This is a genomic window from Actinophytocola glycyrrhizae (assembly GCF_042653545.1).
Taxonomy (GTDB): Bacteria; Actinomycetota; Actinomycetes; order Mycobacteriales; family Pseudonocardiaceae; genus Actinophytocola; species Actinophytocola glycyrrhizae.
The window spans coordinates 930187-949039 of the sequence record NZ_JBHSIS010000006.1; the positions used below are offsets into that span (position 1 = coordinate 930187).

Genomic DNA, 18853 nt, shown 5'->3' on the forward strand with positions numbered 1-18853 from the left:
CTCCGGGCGCGACAGGCGCGTCCGGCCTTTCCCACCCAAATCTCAGGAGAGACATGTCCACCACTCGCTTCATCGCGCGTGCCGGTGTCGTAGCCGTCGCGGCCGGGGTGGCCACGATGCTCGGCTCCGGGCTCGCCTCGGCACACGTCACCGCGAAGGTCCTCGGCGAGGCCGCGCAGCAGGGCGGCTACTCGAAGATCACCTTCCGGGTGCCCAACGAGGACGACGCCGCGGGCACCGTGAAGCTCGAGGTCAAGATGCCCGCCGACACGCCGGTCACGTCCGCGCGCACCCGGCCCATGGCGGGCTGGACCGCGCAGATCCAGAAGGCCGCGCTGGACGAGCCGGTCACCGTGCACGGCGCCGAGATCAAGGAGGCCATCAGCTCGGTCACCTGGACCGCGGCGGCGGGCACCCACATCGCGCCGGGTGAGTTCGAGGAGTTCGAGCTGTCCGTCGGCCCGCTGCCCGTGGCCGAGCAGCTGGTCATGCCCGCGATCCAGACCTACGAGGGCGGCAAGGTCGTCGCGTGGGACGAGCCGCCGGCCGAGGACGGCTCCGAGCCGGAGCGCCCGGCGCCGGTGATCGAGCTGGCGCCGGAAGGCGACGGCCACGGCGGCGCGGCTCCGGCGGTCGACAACGCGGCGGCCGAGTCCGGTGACAGCACCGAGGCAGCCGCGGCCGGTACCGACGACACCGCCCGCTGGCTGGGCGGCGCGGGTCTCGTGGTCGGTGCGCTGGGTCTCGGCTTCGGTGTCGGCGCGACCCTGCGGGCACGCAGGGCCACGAGCAGCAGCCAGTCATGAGCAAGCTCGCCAAGGCCCTCTCGGTGCTGGTGCTGACGGGGCTGGGGATGTTCGCCCTGGTCCCGGCCGCGTCCGCGCACAACTCGCTGACCGGCAGCAACCCGGCCGACAAGGCGGTGCTCGACACCGGGCCCGCCGAGGTCGTGCTCACGTTCGACCAGCCGGTCCAGGAGGGCGAGGGGCTCAACACCATCGCCGTCACCGGGCCGGACGGGGAGCAGTGGCAGGGTGGCGGTGCGACGGTCGACAGCAACGTCGTCAGCGCGCCGGTCCGCGAGCTCGGCCCGTCCGGGGTCTACACGATCGGCTACCGGATCGTCTCCGCCGACGGCCACCCGGTCTCCGGGGAGCTGACGTTCACGGTCGACACGGCGGGCAACGGCACGCCCGCGGCCGAGGGCGACGCCGGCTGGATCGACATGAACCCCGGCGGCGGTGGCTCCGGCGACGACGAGGGCGGCATGCCCGTGTGGGTGTGGCTCGCCGGCGCGGTCGTGCTGCTCGGCGCCGGGCTGTTCGTCGCCCTGCGCCTTGGCGGCGGCAAGCAGGCATGACGGCCAGGACCACCGCGTTCGCCCGGCTGCACCTGGTCGGGATCGGGCTCGGGGCAGCACTGCTCGCGGTGCTGACCGGCCTGGTGCTCACCCCGGCACGCCAGATCACGGGCGTGCTCGAGCCGGACGCGGTGGTCCGGTACGGCCTGCCGGTCGTCCGGGTCCTGTTCGACCTGGCCGCGGTCGCGACCGTCGGGCTGAACCTGCTCCCGATCCTCATCGGGCTGTCCCGGCCCAAAGGTGTGGAGCAGGTGCTGGCCGGCGCGCGGCGGGCGGCCACGTTCAGTGCGCTCGCGCTCGCCGTGTGCGCGCTGGCCACGCTGGTGCTGCAGACCGCCGAGGTGCTGCCGCACGCGGCGGGCATCTCGCTGGGGCGGGTCGCCGAGTTCGTGGCGACGGTCAGCGCGGGCAAGGCGCTGGTGTTCGTCGCCGCGGTCGCGCTCGTGTCGTTCGGGCTGTCGCTGTTGGCGGTGCGGGCCGGTGAGTCGGTGCCCGCCGAGCTGCGGGCGGCCGTCGCGTTGTTCGCGTTGCTGCCGCTGCCGGTCACCGGCCACGCCACGAACTGGCGGTGGCAGGACTACGCGATGATCTCGATGGAGCTGCACGTGCTCGGCGCGGCCGTGTGGACCGGCGGGCTCGGCGCGGTCGTCATCGCGGGCGCCGCCAACCGCACGCTGCTCGCGGGCACGCTGCCCCGGTTCTCGAGGCTCGCGACCGCCTGCCTGTGCGTGGTGGCGGCGACCGGGCTGTTCAACGCCGCGGTGGAGCTTGGCTCGGTGGCGGGCAGGAACCTGTTCGACGTCCTGTTCGGCACCGGTTACGGGACGCTGGTCATCCTCAAGCTCGCCTGCTTCGCCGGGCTCGCGGCGCTCGGCGCCAACATCCGGTGGCGGCTGCTGCCGGGGATCGTGCGCCACCAGCGGACCGCGCTCGTCGGCTGGGCCGCGCTGGAGATCGCTGTCATGTGCGCGGCCTTCGGGTTCGCGGTCGTGCTGACGCGGACGCCGGTCGCCTGACTTTCGGTTGCCTGCCTTTATCGATCAAGCACTCGGTTCGGTACAGGTGAACGGTGAACGGCTCATCGGCGACCGTTCGTCGTCCCGCCGACACTGTGTGCTGTACCACGAAAGTCCGGACGTGCGGAAAAGCGGACCAACGGTGAGTGGTCAGTCCTGCTCGGTGAACTGCGTGGACGACAGCGGGGATCGCTGGCGGATCCTGGACAGCTTCCGCATCGTCGAATGACCGCGCCGCTCCAGTTCGCGGCGGGTGATCCAGCCCTCCGCGTGGTGCCGGTACGCCTGCGACAGCAGGACCAGCTCGGCGAGGAAGTCGGCGGCCCGCGTCCTGCTCCGGCCTTCGGGCAGCCGGGCGACGAGCGGGAGCTGATTCTCGACCACCTGGTCGAGAATCCGCGCCGATGCCAGCGCACGACGTGCGCTGCGACGTTGCCTGATCGCCCTAGCCACCAGTTGGACACCTCGTTCGGGGAGCGGACAGAGGCTAGTTCCACTCAGCGTAGCGTGCTTCGCGCGAACGACCAGCCTTACCTGTCACCCGAACGAATGAATTTCTCGTTCACCGGCCACGACGTGCAAAGACGTCCGTTCGCGCACAGTAAGAGGGTCGGTTTCCGGCGACGCAGCGTTACGGCCACTGGGCCGGCCGGGTCAGGTGTAGCGGGCCCAGCGGGCCGAAGTGTTACCCGAACGGACATCGGCCATCCGCCGGAACAGCTCCGCACGGACCGCCGGCCGCGTCCCGATGATCGGCAGGACGCTCGTGATGAGCTTCAGCTCCCGCACCGCACGCAGCACGGGAAAGCCGCGCCAGCGGGTCACGTCCACGCCGTACGTGCGGACCAGCTCCCGGTACCGCCCGGCAGGCTCCCCGAACCGGATCACGCCGACGGCGAGCGGGGTCAGGTCCCACTCCGGCGGGCCGAGGCTCGACGAGTCGAAGTCGCACCACACCGGGCCCGCCGGGCCCGGGATGAGGTTGCCCAGGTGCGCGTCCCCGTGCACCAGCGACGGCGCCGACGGGAACTCCAGCCTGGACAGCTGGTCGGCCACGTCGTCGTACCGGTCCTGCAGGAACGCGAGGTCGGTGTCGTCGAGATCGGTGGCCTCGCCGATCCGCGCCGCCACGTCGGCGAGCGGTCGCCACGTCGGCAGCCACGACGCCGGCTCGGGCAGGTCGTGGATCCGCCGCAGCAGTTTGCCCAGGTCACGGCCGCGCGGCCGCTCACCGCCGGTGGGCACCGCCTCCCAGATGGTGGCGACGTAACCGTCGTAGGTGACCGGCTGCGCCACCCCCGGCAGCAGCCGGACCGCGGGCACGTCGTGCTCGGCCAGCCAGGTCGCCACGTGGACGACCTTCTCCACCCGGTGGTTCAACGCCGTCGAGGCCCCGATCCGGACCACCACGGGCGCGCTGGCCAGCCGGAACACCGCGTTGGCCGTGCACTTGATGAGCGTCGCACCCTCCGGGTCCAGCCCGGCCGCCGCGCACACCCCGGTCAGCGCCTCCGCGAGGCGTTCGCCGGAGAACGGGCCGCCCGTGCCCGACAGCGACGCCGCGGACTCCGCGGACTCCGGGGTCGGCAGCACGGTCACGGCGGCCTCGTCAGACCGCGTTGGATTCGGGGCTGTCGGAGAACCGGCCGATCAGGTCCGCCAGGTCGCGGGCGTCGGCGAAGTTGCGCCGCTTGTCCGCCTCGATGCGCAGCGGCTCCAACCGGTCCCGGACCCGCTTGGACTTCAGGTGCTGCGCCAGGTCGACGGCCTGCACCCCCACCCGTGCCCCGTGGTCGATGTCGCCGTCGAGCAGGTGGTTGGTGGCCAGCGACGACAGGTTGAACGCCTTGTTGCGCGCCACCTCGTCGCCGTAGGAGTCGATCGCCCTGGTCAACGCCGGGATCGCGTACTTCGTGTGCCGCGCGTCGACCTGCTGCGCGAGCACCGTGTGCACGGTCCCGATCATCGAGTAGACGTCGTCCTCGTTGAAGAACTTGACCCAGTCGGCGGCCTCACCGTGGTTCGCGCGGGCGAACTCGTCACGGGTCCTGCCGATGAGCTTCATCGTCTGGTCCTCGTGACCCATCATCGCGTAGGCCCACGCCTGGTTGGCGCAGATGACCGCGACGGCCAGCTCGGACCCCGACTGCTGCGCGGCGATCTGACCGAGCTGGAACATCTTCAGCGCGTCGTCCGGGGCCTCCTTGTGCAGGTAGACCCGGCCCATCCGGTACAGGATGTTCGCGACCAGCTCGTCGCTCTCCCCGGCCTTCGCCAGCTCCAGCGCGCGGCCGAAGTGGTTGCGCGCCGAGTCGATCAGGCCCACGTCGAACGACGTCCACCCGGCCAGGTTGTGCAGGTCGGCGAGCGCGACGTGCAGCCGCTGCTTCACGACCTCGGCCCCCGACGAGTTGAGCATCTGCTGGCCCCACGACAGCTGGGCGACCACCGCGTCCCGGCAGAATCCGCCCCCGTACTGGTAGTCCAGCGAGCGGAGTGCCCTGGTCGCGGCCTCGACCTGCCGGACGTCGGTCATGCCGATCCGGCCCGGCGCCGGCGTCAACACCGGGTTGGACACCCACGATCCCGAGTCCGCGCCGAGCACATGCGCACCCACCGCGACCGCGGCCGCGTGCGCAAGGAACTTCCGACGCTTCACGTTCTCCGGCTCCTCAGCCTCCGGGGACTCGCTCCGCTCCGCCACCCGCTGTGCGGTGACTTCGTCGTACGCGAGGCCCATGTATCCCCTGGGGACACCCAGGCCGTCGGCGATCCGCACCAGGACGTCGTAGGCCATGACCTGACGACCCTTGAGGATCTCCGACACCTCGGACTGTGACTGACCGGTCATCGCGGCGATCTGGCGTTGGGACACACCTTTGCGTCGCAGCAGCTTGTAGATCGTGCTGACCTCCCGCGCCGCCAGCGCGTTCCGCATCTCCGCGTCTTCCCACGCCTCCGGCGTAACAGAAGAGCTCTGAGACCCGATGGAGTTCATTCCGCCCCCTCACAGTCCGCTGGGCGTCAGGCGCAGAGTAAGCGCACTTCACGAGCCACTAAAAGTCCGGATCGGCGAACCTGATCGGCCCGACCGAAGTTACTCGACCGCTTACCGTGGGACGGCCGCCGATCGGCGCTGTAACGCACCAATCTGTGTCTCAAGCCACCAATGTAGTTGGTTGTAAGCATACGAGCACGGAGGGAAGCCGAGACTGTGGAACTGGTCAGGACGGCACCACCCCGGACCGAGTCCGAGGACGCGGACCACCGTGGCGAGCTGCACGGGTCGGCCCTCGGCCGGAAGGTCTGGCGCGTCAACTGTGGTGACGTCGTCAACCGGGAACGCTGCCTCACCGTGCTCGTGGAACGCAATCGGGTGGTCCTCGTGGGACCGCCGGGCGAAACCGCGGTATTGACAGCCGGCCAGCTCGGTCAGCTGCGGACCGCGCTTCGTGAGGCCGCCGAGCAGGCGGAAAGGTAGCGGTGACGTTTCGATGGACGAGATCCTCGGACAGGTGCTCCGCAACGCGGTCTGGGAGCGGCTCGACATGCTGTCGGAGCTGGCCAACCGCGCGGACGCACCGTCCCTGCTGTCCGTGGCACGTTCCGAACTTCCCAGGCTGACGGAGGGCTGGCGGGCCATGCTCGCCGCCCACGAGCCGGACGAAAAGGGAAACTGCCCCGCGTGCTCGTCGCGGTGGCGGCAACAGAAGGCGCCTTGCTCTGTCTGGCAGGCGGCCTACGAGCACCTGGTTGCCGGCGGGCTCGCGCCAACACCGCAGCCCGCCCGTCACGCGACCCGCACACGCGCGACGCACCCCGGCCGGCTGGCCACGGGCACCAGGTAGTACCGAGGCGCGCCCCTCGCCCGCCGCACCGCGCGGCGCGTGGCCGCGGGGACGCCACCTGTGGCGGCGGTTCGGTCGTACGCACCCCCGAGCGAGACGATCGAACCGCCGCCACAACCACGAACTCCGCGAACCGATGCTGTAGCACCCTCCCCCGACCAGCATCGGTTCGCGGCTCCACGAGTGACGGGCGACCCGGGTCCGCGGACCCGGGTCGCCCGTCGGCGTTCCGGGGACGCGCCTGTGCTCTTGGTCGCTGTTGCGGGGTTTGTTGTGCCGCCTGCCGGGGGACCCTGCTTCTTTTGGCCGATCTCGCATACACAATCTGGTGGAAGGTCTGGTCCACTCGGGGCAGGATGGTGTTGTGTCGACCCACGTTCCGTTGCGAAAGCAACCTGTCCAGCAGCGCAGCGCCAAGCGTGTCGAGCAGATGCTCACCGCCTGCGCGGAGCTGATCGACGAACTCGGCTACGACGGCGTCACCACCACGCTGATCGCGGAACGCGCCGGAGTCGCCGTCGGGTCGCTCTACCAGTTCTTCCCCGACAAGCGGGCCGTCGTGCAGGCGCTCACCAAACGCCACCTCGACCACTTCACGAGCGAGATCGAGCAGCGCGTCGACTGGGCGCACCTCGAGCACTGGTGGCACGGCGTCGACACGATCATCGACATCTACGTCGAGATGTACCGGACCGTCCCCGGGTTCAGCCGTGTGCGGTTCGGTGACGTCATCGACATCCGGCTCATCGAGGACGACCGCGACAACAACTCGGTCATCGCCGAGCAGATCGCCGACGTCGTCGGGAGCAAGTACGACCTGCCGGTCGAAAGCCTGTACAAGCAGATCACCGTCGCAAGCGACATCGGCGACGCCATCCTCGCGCTCGCGTTCCGCCGCAGGCTCTTCGGCGAGGAAGAGATGATCACCGAGGCGAAACAGGTGGTCAGGGCCTACCTCGCAGGCCAGATGTACCAGCAGGACTAGGGCGTGTCCCGTGGATCTTGGTCGGTGGGATTCGTGATCCATCTGGTCGCTGGCAAGGCGGAGGAAGGCCCTCGTACCGGGTTGTACTCGGGCTTTCCGACAACGCGGCCAGCGGCCAGATGGGCGCGAATACCGCGATCAAGATCCGCGGGGCACGCCCTAGTGTCCTTCGGATCTTTGTGCAAAGTCCTGGCCGATCAGCGGACCAGCAGGGCTACCCGAAGCAGCGCCCTTCGCCCCGGTAGGTCGGCACGGTCCGCGTCACCCGGTCGTCCTCCAGCACGTGGTACTCGGTGAACCGTTCCGCCAGCTCACCCGCCTTCGAGTGCCGCAGCCACACCCGGTCACCCACCCGCAGGTCACGGGCCGCGCGGCCGTTCACCGGCGTCTGCACCTCGCCGGCCCCCTCGGTGCCGGTCAACGACAGCCCCGCGGGCAGGTACGGCGCGGGTGCCCGGTCCCTGCCGGTCGGCCCGGACGCGATGTACCCGCCGGAGAACAACGTCGCCGTCCTCCTGCGCGGCTTGCGCACCACCGGCAACGCGAACAGCACCGCCGGGTCCGGCGCGAACCGGCGGTAGTTGTCGAACAACGCCGGGCCGACCAGCCCGGACCCCGCCGCGAACTCGGTGACCGAGTCGTCGAAACCGGTCGTCTCGATGCTGCCCGTGCCGCCCCCGTTGACGAACTCCAGACCACCGATGCGGCGCACCGCCGCCGCGCGCCGACCGTTCAGCTCACGCGCCGAACGGTCCTGCACCCACCGCAGGACCGCCCCCATGACCGGTTTCCCGGCGGGTTCGTCGCCGAGACCGGCGATCTGCCCCTCGTAGCCCATCAGCCCGGCCAGCCGGAACCCCGGCCGCCCCCGGATGACCGAGGCGAGCGACTCGGCCTGCGCGGCCGTGAAGACCGGCGACCGGCGGGCGCCGATGTGAGCGAAGTCACGCCCCAGTAGCGGCCGCCACGACACGTCCAGCTCGAGGCACACCCGGATCTCGGGGTGCCCGTCCCCGAGCGCGGCGTCGACGAGGTCGAGGTGCGCGACCGAGTCGACCATGATCGTGACGAGGCGACGGGCGTGGTCGTCGGCCGCGAGCCGCCGCAACGCGGTGTGGTCGACGGTCGGGTAGGCGACGAGCAGGTCGACGTCGCCCAGATCGGTACCGGCCCATTCGCCTGCGAGCCAGAGCGCCTCCGGCAGCGAGTAGGCCATGACCCCGGCGAAACCGTCCCTGCGCAGCGCCCGCTCCAGCAGGAACCGGCAACGCAGCGACTTGCTCGCCACCCGGATCGGCCGCCCGGCCGCCCGCCGGACGAGATCGTCGGCGTTCCGGTCGAACGCGGCGAGGTCGATGACAGCGAGCGGGGCTTCGAGCTGCTTGGTGGCCGCGTCCAGGCGGGCGCGCAACGTCTCATCGGGCACGAACCAACAGTACGACCAGCCAACACCCCATGACAGCCGCAGCGCCCGGCCCCCAGGACACGACGGCAACCCCCACCCGTTCCCGGGGGCCGCCCGCCTTGCCAGTCTACCGGTACCCACCGACGGACACCGGGATGTCGATCTTGCCTGTGGACAACTCGACCGGCTGTGGACAACTCGTGGCCGCGGCCTGTCGACCGGCGCGGCGGCCTGCGAAGATCCCCCCATGACGACGGCTTGGCGCAACTGGGCGGGTACCGAGGCGGCGATCGCCACCGAGGTCGTGCGGCCGAGGGACCTCGAAGAGCTGACGGCCGCCGTCACGAGCGCCGCGCGGACGGTGCGCGCCCGCGGCAGCGGCCACTCGTTCACCTCGGTCGGCGCCGCACACGACCGGGCCGTCGACCTGTCCGCGTGGACCGGCGTCGTGTCCGCGGACATGGACTCCGGCCTGGTCACCGTCCGGTCGGGGACCACGCTGCGGGCGCTGAACGCCGAGCTGGACCGCCTGGGCCTGGCCATGACGAACCTCGGTGACATCGACGCGCAAACGATTGCGGGCGCCATCTCGACCGGCACGCACGGCACCGGCGCCCGGTTCGGCGGGATCTCGACGCAGGTGGCGGCGCTGGAGCTGGTGCTGGCGGACGGATCGGTCGTCACCTGCTCACCCGACGAGCGCCCGGAGCTGTTCGCCGCCGCCCGGGTCGGGCTCGGCGCGTTCGGCGTGGTGTCGGCGGTGACGTTGAGGACCGAACCCGCGTTCGTGCTGGCGGCGCGGGAACGACCGGAGCCCCTCGACGACGTGCTCGCGGGGCTTGACGAGAACTGCGCGGCCAACGACCACTTCGAGTTCTACTGGTTCCCCTACGGCCGCAACGCGCTGACCAAGCGGAACAACCGGCTCCCGGCCGGTTCGCTGCCGGAGCCGCTGTCGCCCGCGCGGCAGTTCGTCGAGTACCGGTTCGTGGAAAACACCCTGTTCGGTGCCGTTTGCCGTGTGGGAAGGGCCGTTCGACCGCTGGTCCGACCGCTCAACCGCTTGTCGTCGGCGGTGCTGTCCGCGCGGGCGTATTCGGACATCTCGCACCGGGTGTTCGTCACGAACCGGGACGTGCGGTTCGTCGAGTCGGAGTACGCGGTGCCGAGGGCGGCGCTGCCCGAGGTGCTGGGCGAGCTGCGCAAGCGGGTGCCGGAGCTGGCGGACCCGGTGATGTTCCCGGTGGAGATCCGGGTGGCGGCGGCCGACGACATCTGGCTGTCGACGGCGTACGAGCGGGATTCGGCGTACATCGCGGTGCACCAGTTCACCGGCATGCCCTACCGGGCGTACTTCGACCTGTTCGAGCAGGTCGCGGGCGCGGTCGGCGGCCGCCCCCACTGGGGGAAGATGCACTCGCTCGGCGCGGACGACCTGCGTGCCCGCTACCCCAGGTTCGACGACTTCACCAGGCTGCGCGCGGAACTGGACCCGGAGGGCAAGTTCCTGAACCCGTACCTGAAGCGAGTGCTAGGCGCCTAGATGTTTGATTCCGTGAAGTCGGTGTGAGTGGGCGGTCGGTCGTCGTGTGCTGGTCGCGTCGTTTCGGTCGGGTGTGCTGGCTGGGCTTGCGCCACCGTCAGGGTTGCGCAGGCAGAGGCCCCGCTGCGCGGGCCCGGGGCGCGTAGCGCCCGGGGGTTTGGTGCCGCGTTGACGACGTGGTAATGCCCTGAAAGGCGCGTTCAGGGCGCTGGGCGCCCTGAATGGCCCATTGACGGCACTCATTTGCTGTGAACACGCCTTTCACGGCATCGGCCCTGATGCCGGGTCCGTACGCCAAGCCACTTCACATGATCTTCACGGAATCAATCGTCTAGCGCGGCAGCGATCGGGGTGTCGCCGCCGACCAGCTCGTAGACGCGGCCCGCGGTGTCCGGCCGGTCGAGGAGGGCGACGAGCACGGCGGCGACGTCGTCCCTGGTGACCGCGCCGGGCTGGACGTGCTCGGCGAGCGTGACCGTGCCGGTGGCGGGATCGTTGGTGAGGCGCCCTGGCCGCAGGATGGTCCAGTCGAGGCCGCTGCGGGCCATGACGTCCTGGTCCGCGGCGTCCTTCGCACGCAGGTAGACGGCGAACACCTCGTCCAGCGACGGGTCCTCCGCGCGGTCCAGGCCCATGGCGCTGACCTGCAGGTACCGCCGCACCGACGCCGATTCGGCCGCGTCGGCGAACAACACGGACGCGGCCCGGTCGACGGTGTCCTTGCGTGCGACGCCACTGCCCGGTCCCGCGCCCGCGGCGAAGACGACGGCGTCGGCCCCGGTAAGGGCGCCGGCCACCTCATCGACGGCGGCCCGTTCGAGGTCGATGACGACCGCGTCGCCGCCGGCTTCCCGCACGTCACCGACGTGGTCGGGGTTCCGGACGATGCCGACGGCGGTGTCCCCGCGCTCGGCGAGCAACCTGGTCAGCCGAAGGGCGATCTGGCCGTGACCACCCGCGATCACAACCCTCACGCGGCGGCGAGGATCTGCTCGTAGGCCAGCTCACCGAGCCAGCGGTGGGTGCCGTCGACGTCGGCGGGCACGCGGTCGGCACGGCCGGGGAGGTCCATCCGGACCTCGGGCCCCGGCGAGGCCGACGCGATGGCCACGCCGTAGGCACGTGCCCTCGGCAGGCAGTTGACGAGGTAGTCGTTCGTGATGACGACCGACATCGGCAGCACCATCGCGGCGTCGCAGTACCGCAGGAACGGCACGGCGTTGATCAGCCCGGTCCGCCAGTGCCGGGCGACGGCGATCGCGCCGACGATCCGCACGGCGGGAGCGGGCACGCGCCCGTTGAACTCCGGCCACACCCAGGTGGCGACCGTCGCCCGGTCGACCTCGGGGGCCTGACCGAGGCAGATGCGCTCGGCGTGTGCGTCGGGCATCAGCTGCGCGACGAGGGAAATGCGCCGACCGAGCAGCTTCATCTCGGGGAGGACGATGCCCTGCCACCCGAGATCACGAGCCGCGGCTGCCGCCAGCTCGTCCGCCTTGGCGGGAAGCTCGACGGGGGGGACGAGCGGCGATGGCACCGCCGTCAGGTTGTCCGAAACCGCCGTGCGTCCTGGTATGCCCGTCACGAACCCAGCCCTCTCCACTACCGCCGTGCCGTCGGCTTCGCCATCCCCTGCCAAGCGCGGCGTTTTTGGTTACCTCACTGTCCTACCTTCCCCGCCCCTGCCAACCGCAGACGGAAACGACCCTCCTGCGACCGACGGCGCCGAGCTGTCGGTGACCGGTCGACGACTGGCATTAGGACTTCTGCCCGACGATGCCGCCGTCTGGGTGAGTCCTAGGCCGGGCGGTTGAACTGAGGGCAACACGCAAAGTTGCGCCAGGCAATTTGCACGCGCCACCCCTCACCAGCAAGAAGATCAACACCGGCCCCCGGCAGCCCGCCGTCCACACTCGACTCCCGGACCCGCGCCGAAAATCCTGACCACCACCGGAAAGCCCCGGAAGTTCGACCGGAAAAACCCGCCACCAATCCCGGCGGGTCACAAACCAAAGGGAGGTCCAGACCACCAGCAAGAACGCGTCCGGGATACGACAAAGGAAGGCTCCGGAACCGGAGGACCAAGACACCGGGAGCCCTCACAGAGAAGGCGGCACGGACGACCGAAGAGCGCCCGGCAAAGAAAGACGAAGACGGCAGAACCAGACGAGGGACGGGCCGGGCGCGCGGAGCGGTCGCCGAGAGACCCCAGCGAACGGGCAGATCCGTTGCGAACTCAAATACAATCGAGAGCAACACACACCCTCGACCACCCTCGACAGGAAGCGGCCAAGGAGGCAGCCAACGACAACGTGACGAACGCAACCCAGCTGGTTCAGAACGAACCGCACCGTGGGGGGCGTGGGGGGCTCGGCCCCCCAAAACAAAGACGGCCGACAAGGCCTGCGCTCTCCGCAGGCACACGTCGGCCATCGGTCGTGGGCGAGGAGGGAGTTGAACCCTCACGTCCTTTCGGACACACGGACCTGAACCGTGCGCGTCTGCCATTCCGCCACTCGCCCCGAGTGGTGTGCGCCGAAGCCTACAGGGTCCTCAAGCTCGTTTGCACATCGCCCTGTCCTTGGGGCCGGAGCCGGATACGATCGAACGAGGAGCACACGCGAGAGGAGGGACCCATGGGCATCGGGCAGCGGCTGAACCGCAAGTTGGAGAACGCCGTGGGCAACACCTTCGCGCGTGTGTTCGGTGGCAGTGTGGTGCCCCAGGAGCTGGCACAGGCACTGCTGCGTGAAGGTGAGGTCAACCTCCGCGAGCTGGCTGGCGGCCGGCTCCTGGCACCCAACCACTACATAGTGCAACTGGGTGAGCAGGACTTCGGCAACTTCGCCGGGGAGGCCGACCGCACCACCGCGCTGCTCGCGGACTGTGTCGAGGAGTATCTCGCGGAGCAGCAGTGGGACACATACGGTGACGTCGTAGTCTCCCTGGAGCGCTCCGACGCGCTGCACACCGGACAGTTCCGAATACGCTCGACTGTCGACCCGGACGTCAAGGCTCCGGCCAGGGCACCCGGGGACGCACGGTCGGCACAACCCCGCAACGCAGGAGACCGATCCATGAGCCAGCCTCCCGGCTACGGCCAACCGCCCGAGGGCGATCCTTACGGACAGCAGTACGGCTATGGCCAGCAAGGCCAGGGCTACGGGCAGCAGCAGGGCTACGACCAGGGTTACGGCCAACAGCAGGGCTACGACCAGGGCTATGGCCAACAGCAGCAGGGCTACGACCAGGGTTACGGCCAGCAGCAGCAGGGCTACGGCCAGCAGGGTTACGACCAGGGCTATGGCCAACAGCAGCAGGGCTACGACCAGGGTTACGGCCAACAGCAGCAGGGCTACGGCCAGCAGGGCTATGACCAGGGTTACGGCCAGCAGGGTTACGACCAGGGCTATGGCCAGCAGCAGGGTTACGGCCAGCAGGGTTACGGCCAGGGTGGTGGCGACCCGTACGCCCAGCAGGGCTACGCGCCGCCCGCCGTGCAGACCGGCCCGCGCCAGCTGAACGCGAGCCTGCAGCTGGACGACGGTTCGAACCGCACCTACTCCCTGAAGCAGGGCGGCAACGTGGTCGGCCGCGGCCAGGACGCGGACTTCCGGCTGCCGGACACCGGTGTGTCGCGGCGACACCTGGAAATCACGTGGGACGGCCAGTCGGCGACTCTGGCGGACCTCGGTTCGACCAATGGCACTACGGTGAACGGCACCCCGGTGCAGACCTGGCAGCTGGCCGACGGTGACGTGATCCGCATCGGTCACTCCTCGTTGGTGTTTCGTACTCAGGGCTGACACGGTCTAGACCGGGCGGTCTCACCTATCCCCTCAAGGCGGGAGCGTTCGCTACAGGTGCCAGAGCTGGTTGTGCAGCTGACCAGAGCAGGGTTCCTTGCCCTGCTCTGGTTGTTCGTGCTGGCCGCGTTACGGGTGGTTCGTTCCGACCTGTACGCGGCAGCCGGTATCCGGGTCGCTGTTCCCGGTTTCCGTCGTTCGGCCGCCAAGAAGACCCGGGGCAAGGCGCCCCGTCAGATGGTGGTGACCCATGGGGCGCTCGCGGGCACCCGCATCTCACTGGACGGCAGGCCGATCATGATCGGCCGCGCGGACGACTCGACGCTGGTGCTGGACGACGACTTCGCGTCTACCCGCCATGCGCGGATCTCTTTGCGCGGAACGGACTGGTACGTGGAAGATCTGGGCTCGACGAACGGCACTTACCTGGACCGGGCTAAGGTCACGGCACCCCTCCGGGTGCCCCTCGGGGTCCCGATCCGAATCGGCAAGACGGTGATCGAGCTACGGTCATGACCCTCGTCCTTCGCTATGCTGCCCGCAGCGACCGGGGCCTGGTGCGTTCGAACAACCAGGACTCCGTGTACGCGGGCCCTCGCCTGCTCTCCCTCGCCGACGGGATGGGCGGACACGCGGCAGGTGAGGTGGCCAGCAAGGTCGTCATCGCCGCGCTGGCCCCCCTCGACGACGACGAGCCGGGTGAGGACCTCCTCGGCAAGCTCCGGGAGGCGACCCAGGCCGGCAACGGCGCCATCGCCGAGCTGGTGGCCAGTGATCCAGAGCTCGACGGCATGGGCACGACGCTGACCGCGATCCTCTTCGCGGGCAGCCGGATCGGCCTCGTGCACATCGGCGACTCGCGGGCCTACCTCATGCGCAACGGGCAGTTCGCGCAGATCACGCACGACGACACGTTCGTCCAGTCGTTGATCGACGAGGGCCGCATCACCGAGGACGAGGCGGCGACCCACCCGCAGCGTTCACTGCTGCTGAAGGCCTTGACCGGCCACGAGGTCGAGCCGAACCTGACGATCCGGGAGGCACGGGCGGGCGACCGCTACCTGCTGTGCTCCGACGGCCTTTCCGGTGTGGTCAGCCACGAGACCCTCGCCGACACGATCAAGATCCCGGACGCGCAGGCGTGCGCCGACCGGATGATCGAGCTCGCGCTGAAGGGCGGCGGGCCCGACAACGTGACGGTGATCATCGCCGACGTCGTGGACATCGACTTCGGTGAGGACGCCCCGATCGTCGGCGGCGCGGCCGGCAACGGCCAGGACCAGGGCCAGCCGGGGGACTCCCCCGCGGCCCGGGCCAGCGCGATCACCGGTCCCCGGGAGATCCCGAAGCCGGTGGCGCCGCCACCACCACCGCCACCGGACCCGAAGGCAAGGCGCCGCAAACGCTTCCGCGTGTTCGCGCTGGTGTTCGTGGTGCTGCTGTTGCTCGCGGGCGGTGGGGTGGCCACGTGGGTGGTGGTGAACAAGCAGTACTTCGTCGGTGAGGCCGACGACGGCGAGATCGCGATCTTCCAGGGTGTGCGCGGCAGCATCTTCGGCGTCTCCCTGAACCGTCAGGTGCAGGGCTCGTGCGACCCGACCGTGCCGTCCTGCCCCAAGTTCTACGTCGACGACCTCAAGGAGCTCGGCCGCGACACGGTTCGCGAGAGCACCGAGAGCTTCGACAACATCCCCGACGCCCGCGAGTTCATCCGCGATCTGCGCACGAAGTACCCGCTGCCACCGTGCGAGACGCTGCAGAAGCAGCAGGAGCGGGCGCAGGGGCAGACGACCACCCCGGCACCCCGGCAGACCACCACGCCCGGTCAGCCGACGGGCACGAACCCCACGACCACAACGGGCGAGACAACGAGCGAGGCCTCGGACACCCAGGTCGAGCCGAAACCGGGCGTGAACTGCCGCGAACCCCGTGAGGGCGGCGGCTGATGGCACAGCCGGGCTCGGCGGGGTTGCTGGCGGGACAGTCCGGCGACGCGCAAGGCACGACCGCACCGACCCGGCGCGGCACCGAACTGTCCATGCTGGCCTTCGCCGCCGGGCTCGTGACGGCCGCGCTGATGCTGGTCGAAGCCAACCAGAACGAGGCGCTGACGCTGCGCATCGTCTGGTACGGCCTCGCCTACCTCGCCCTGTTCGGCATCGCGCACGTCGCGGTCCGCAAGTGGGCGCCCTACGCCGACCCGCTGATCCTGCCGTGCGTCGCGCTGCTCAACGGCATCGGCCTGGTCATGATCTACCGCATCGACCTGGCCAAGGCCGAGGCGGCGCTGCAGACGGAGTCCGAGTGGGAGAACGCGGTCCCCAAGCAGATCCTGTGGACCGCGATCGCCGTGACGATGTTCCTCGCGGTGCTCCGCGTGATCAAGGACCACCGCACGCTCACCCGCTACGGCTACACGTTCGGCCTGGTCGGGCTGGTCCTGCTGGCGCTGCCCGCGGTACTGCCGAGCGTGATCGCACCGACGATCAACGGCGCGAAGATCTGGCTGCGGCTGGGCATCCTGTCGATCCAGCCCGGCGAGTTCGCGAAGATCATGTTGCTGATCTTCTTCGCCGCGTTCCTGGTCTCCAAACGCGACCTGTTCATCGCGGCGGGCAGGCGCGTGCTCGGCGTCGACCTGCCGCGCGCACGTGACCTGGGCCCGATCCTGTTCTGCTGGGGCGTCTCGGTGATGGTCCTGGTCGCGGAGAAGGACCTCGGCACCTCGCTGCTGTTCTTCGGCACCGTGCTCGTGATGCTCTACGTGGCGACCGAGCGCGCCATCTGGATCGGCGTCGGGCTCTCGCTGTTCGTCATCGGCTGCCTGATCGCCTACCAGCTGTTCGGCCACGTGCAGGTGCGGGTCCAGGCCTGGCTCGACCCGTTCGCCGACCCGGACGAAGGCGGGTACCAGATCGTCCAGGCGCTGTTCGGGCTCGGCACCGGCGGCATCGCGGGCACCGGTCTCGGCGCCGGGCGGCCCGACATCGTGCCGTTCGCGAACAGCGACTTCATCACCGCGGCCATCGGCGAGGAGCTCGGTTTCATCGGGCTCGCCGCGCTGCTGCTCGTGTACATGCTGCTGGCGATGCGCGGCATGCGGAGCGCGGTCGCGGTGCGCGACACGTTCGGCAAGCTGCTCGGCGGTGGCCTGTCGTTCGCGCTCATCATGCAGGTGTTCGTGGTCGTCGGCGGGGTGACCAAACTGATCCCGCTGACGGGTATCACCGCGCCGTTCCTGTCCGCGGGTGGCTCGTCGCTGCTCGCCAACTACGTCCTGGTGGCGTTGCTGCTGCGGATCTCGGACGCGGCCAGGCGGCCGCAGACCGGGCAGAAGCCCAAGCCGGTGAACCAGGCGCCGATCGCGGAGGCACACACGGTCATGGTGGAGCGGCCCCAATGAACACCCCGCTGCGCCGTGTCGGCCTCGCCATGCTCGCGATGATCGTGCTGCTGCTGGCCAACGCCACGTACATCCAGATCGTGAAGGCCGACGACTACCGCACGGACCCGCGCAACCAGCGGGTACTGCTCGAGGAGTACGCGCGGCAGCGCGGCAAGATCCTCACCTCCGACGACCAGATCATCGCCAACGTCAAGTCGACGTCCGGGCGCCTGCAGTATCAGCGGACCTACCTCAACGGCCCGGTGTACGCGCCGGTCACCGGCTACTACTCGGTGCGCTACGGCGCGACCGGCCTGGAGAACGCCGAGGACGAGATCCTCAACGGCTCCGACGACCGGCTGTTCGTGCGCAGGCTGTCCGACCTGATCACCGGCCGCGACCCGCGCGGCGGCAACATCGTCACCACGGTCAACTCGAAGGTCCAGCAGGCCGCCTACGACGCGATGACGGCCAACGGCTTCACCGGCGCCGTGGTCGCGATCAGGCCGGACGACGGCCAGATCCTCGCGATGGTGTCCACGCCCTCCTACGACCCGAACGGGCTCGCGAGCCAGGACGGCGAGGCACAGCAGAAGGCGTGGGACAGCTACCAGACCGAGGCCAAGCCGATGCTGAACCGGGCCATCCGGGAGAACTACGCGCCGGGCTCGACGTTCAAGCTGGTCACCGCCGCGGCCGGGCTCGCGGACGGCATGGACAAGGACAGCCAGGTGACGACCGCGCCCGGCATCGACGTGATCGACGGCGACACGAACTGCGACACCGACGAGAACACCTGCCTCGCGAACTACAGCCGCGGCGAGTGCGGCACCGGCACGCTGGAGTCCGCGCTGCAGAACTCGTGCAACACGGCGTTCGCGCAGATGGCCGACCAGCTCGGCGAGGACAAGCTGCGGGACCAGTCCGCGAAGTTCGGCATCGGTGAGACCGACCTGCAGATCCCGATGTCGGTGGTGCCGTCCTGCATCGGGCCCGCCGGCCAGTGCATGGACATCGACGGCCGGTCCGCGCTGTTCCAGTCGGGCATCGGCCAGAAGGACGTCCGGCTGACCGCGCTGGAGAACGCGTCGATCGCGGCGGCCATCGCCAACGGCGGCGAGCGGATGCGGCCCCAGCTCGTGCAGCGGATCCTCGCGCCGGACCTCGACGAGATCTCCGGGTACGACGAGGAGTCCCTCGGCGAGGCCATGTCCGGCGACGACGCGGCCGAGCTGCGCGACATGATGATCAAGTCGGAGGAGAACACCGGTGGCAACGGCAAGCGCGACGACCTGACCATCGCGTCGAAGACCGGCACCGCCGAGACCGGCGTCGACCCGAAGAACGCCCCCCCGTTCGCGTGGTACGTGGCGTTCGCGCCTGCCGATAACCCCCAGATCGCGGTCGCCGTGGTGGTAGAAAGCAAGGACGTCGCCGCGACCGGCGGCAAGCTGTCCGCCGCGGTCGGGCGGGCGACGATCAACGCGCTGGTCGGGGGGAACTGA

The 18853-nt window shown here is 69.9% G+C and carries 18 protein-coding genes and 1 tRNA gene; 12 read left to right on the forward strand and 7 right to left on the reverse strand.

Going from position 1 to position 18853, the window contains the following annotated elements:
- The first annotated feature begins 53 nt into the window (after positions 1–53).
- From ACFPCV_RS15180 to ACFPCV_RS15190, 3 genes are read left to right on the forward strand one after another with little or no spacing between them, the layout of a single operon-like run.
- Positions 54–806, forward strand: a complete 753-nt coding sequence (locus ACFPCV_RS15180) for a YcnI family copper-binding membrane protein (protein ID WP_378056773.1) — start codon at positions 54–56, stop codon at positions 804–806.
- Entirely contained in the window at positions 803–1360 is a 558-nt protein-coding gene (locus ACFPCV_RS15185) for a copper resistance CopC family protein (protein ID WP_378056774.1), read from the forward strand. The genes ACFPCV_RS15180 and ACFPCV_RS15185 overlap by 4 nt, the downstream gene beginning before the upstream one ends.
- A complete protein-coding gene (locus ACFPCV_RS15190) occupies positions 1357–2376 on the forward strand; it encodes a copper resistance D family protein (RefSeq protein WP_378056775.1) in 1020 nt (339 codons plus the stop codon). The genes ACFPCV_RS15185 and ACFPCV_RS15190 overlap by 4 nt, the downstream gene beginning before the upstream one ends.
- A 150-nt stretch (positions 2377–2526) precedes the next feature.
- Here ACFPCV_RS15190 and ACFPCV_RS15195 read toward each other — a convergent pair whose 3' ends face one another.
- From ACFPCV_RS15195 to ACFPCV_RS15205, 3 genes are all read right to left on the reverse strand, one after another.
- Entirely contained in the window at positions 2527–2829 is a 303-nt protein-coding gene (locus tag ACFPCV_RS15195; RefSeq protein WP_378056776.1) for a hypothetical protein, read from the reverse strand.
- Positions 2830–3030: 201 nt separating this feature from the next.
- Positions 3031–3975, reverse strand: coding sequence for a phosphotransferase family protein (locus ACFPCV_RS15200; RefSeq protein WP_378056777.1), 945 nt, complete (start codon positions 3973–3975; stop codon positions 3031–3033).
- Between the two features lie 10 nt (positions 3976–3985).
- Complete coding sequence (locus tag ACFPCV_RS15205) at positions 3986–5374, reverse strand: helix-turn-helix domain-containing protein (protein ID WP_378056778.1); 1389 nt, start codon at positions 5372–5374, stop codon at positions 3986–3988.
- A 216-nt stretch (positions 5375–5590) separates the two neighbouring features.
- On the opposite strand from ACFPCV_RS15205, the gene ACFPCV_RS15210 reads away from it, so the two are divergent.
- The 3 genes from ACFPCV_RS15210 (at position 5591) to ACFPCV_RS15220 (ending at position 7209) form a co-directional block, all read left to right on the forward strand.
- A complete protein-coding gene (locus tag ACFPCV_RS15210; RefSeq protein ID WP_378056779.1) occupies positions 5591–5857 on the forward strand; it encodes a hypothetical protein in 267 nt (88 codons plus the stop codon).
- Positions 5858–5870: 13 nt separating this feature from the next.
- Positions 5871–6224, forward strand: coding sequence for a hypothetical protein (locus ACFPCV_RS15215; protein ID WP_378056780.1), 354 nt, complete (start codon positions 5871–5873; stop codon positions 6222–6224).
- A gap of 430 nt (positions 6225–6654) precedes the next feature.
- Complete coding sequence (locus ACFPCV_RS15220; protein WP_378056943.1) at positions 6655–7209, forward strand: TetR/AcrR family transcriptional regulator; 555 nt, start codon at positions 6655–6657, stop codon at positions 7207–7209.
- A gap of 214 nt (positions 7210–7423) precedes the next feature.
- On the opposite strand, the gene ACFPCV_RS15225 is transcribed toward ACFPCV_RS15220, so the two are convergent.
- Positions 7424–8635, reverse strand: coding sequence for an amino acid deaminase/aldolase (locus ACFPCV_RS15225; RefSeq protein ID WP_378056781.1), 1212 nt, complete (start codon positions 8633–8635; stop codon positions 7424–7426).
- Positions 8636–8861: 226 nt separating this feature from the next.
- On the opposite strand from ACFPCV_RS15225, the gene ACFPCV_RS15230 reads away from it, so the two are divergent.
- On the forward strand, positions 8862–10157 hold the full coding sequence (locus tag ACFPCV_RS15230) for a D-arabinono-1,4-lactone oxidase (protein ID WP_378056782.1): 1296 nt from the start codon (positions 8862–8864) through the stop codon (positions 10155–10157).
- 323 nt (positions 10158–10480) lie between these two features.
- Here the strand turns inward: ACFPCV_RS15230 and ACFPCV_RS15235 are convergent, their stop codons facing one another.
- The 3 genes from ACFPCV_RS15235 to ACFPCV_RS15245 form a co-directional block, all read right to left on the reverse strand.
- Entirely contained in the window at positions 10481–11131 is a 651-nt protein-coding gene (locus ACFPCV_RS15235; protein WP_378056783.1) for an SDR family oxidoreductase, read from the reverse strand.
- Positions 11128–11694: a hypothetical protein gene (locus ACFPCV_RS15240; protein WP_311771079.1), complete on the reverse strand. Its 567-nt coding sequence runs from the start codon at positions 11692–11694 to the stop codon at positions 11128–11130. The genes ACFPCV_RS15235 and ACFPCV_RS15240 overlap by 4 nt, the downstream gene beginning before the upstream one ends.
- 902 nt (positions 11695–12596) lie before the next feature.
- Positions 12597–12679, reverse strand: a tRNA-Leu gene (locus tag ACFPCV_RS15245).
- A 114-nt stretch (positions 12680–12793) separates the two neighbouring features.
- On the opposite strand from ACFPCV_RS15245, the gene ACFPCV_RS15250 reads away from it, so the two are divergent.
- Genes ACFPCV_RS15250 through ACFPCV_RS15270 form a run of 5 tightly spaced genes read left to right on the forward strand, consistent with a single transcriptional unit; the run spans position 12794 to position 18853 of the window.
- Complete coding sequence (locus ACFPCV_RS15250; RefSeq protein ID WP_378056784.1) at positions 12794–13963, forward strand: DUF3662 and FHA domain-containing protein; 1170 nt, start codon at positions 12794–12796, stop codon at positions 13961–13963.
- A 57-nt stretch (positions 13964–14020) separates the two neighbouring features.
- On the forward strand, positions 14021–14479 hold the full coding sequence (locus ACFPCV_RS15255; protein ID WP_378056785.1) for an FHA domain-containing protein FhaB/FipA: 459 nt from the start codon (positions 14021–14023) through the stop codon (positions 14477–14479).
- Complete coding sequence (locus ACFPCV_RS15260) at positions 14476–15909, forward strand: PP2C family protein-serine/threonine phosphatase (RefSeq protein ID WP_378056786.1); 1434 nt, start codon at positions 14476–14478, stop codon at positions 15907–15909. The genes ACFPCV_RS15255 and ACFPCV_RS15260 overlap by 4 nt, the downstream gene beginning before the upstream one ends.
- Positions 15909–17366 (forward strand): FtsW/RodA/SpoVE family cell cycle protein, encoded by a 1458-nt coding sequence (locus tag ACFPCV_RS15265; protein ID WP_378056787.1) that lies wholly within the window; start codon positions 15909–15911, stop codon positions 17364–17366. The genes ACFPCV_RS15260 and ACFPCV_RS15265 overlap by 1 nt, the downstream gene beginning before the upstream one ends.
- The gene (locus ACFPCV_RS15270; protein WP_378056788.1) at positions 17363–18853 is read left to right on the forward strand and encodes a penicillin-binding transpeptidase domain-containing protein; all 1491 of its coding nucleotides are present in this window, start codon (positions 17363–17365) and stop codon (positions 18851–18853) included. Before ACFPCV_RS15265 ends, ACFPCV_RS15270 begins: the two co-directional genes overlap by 4 nt.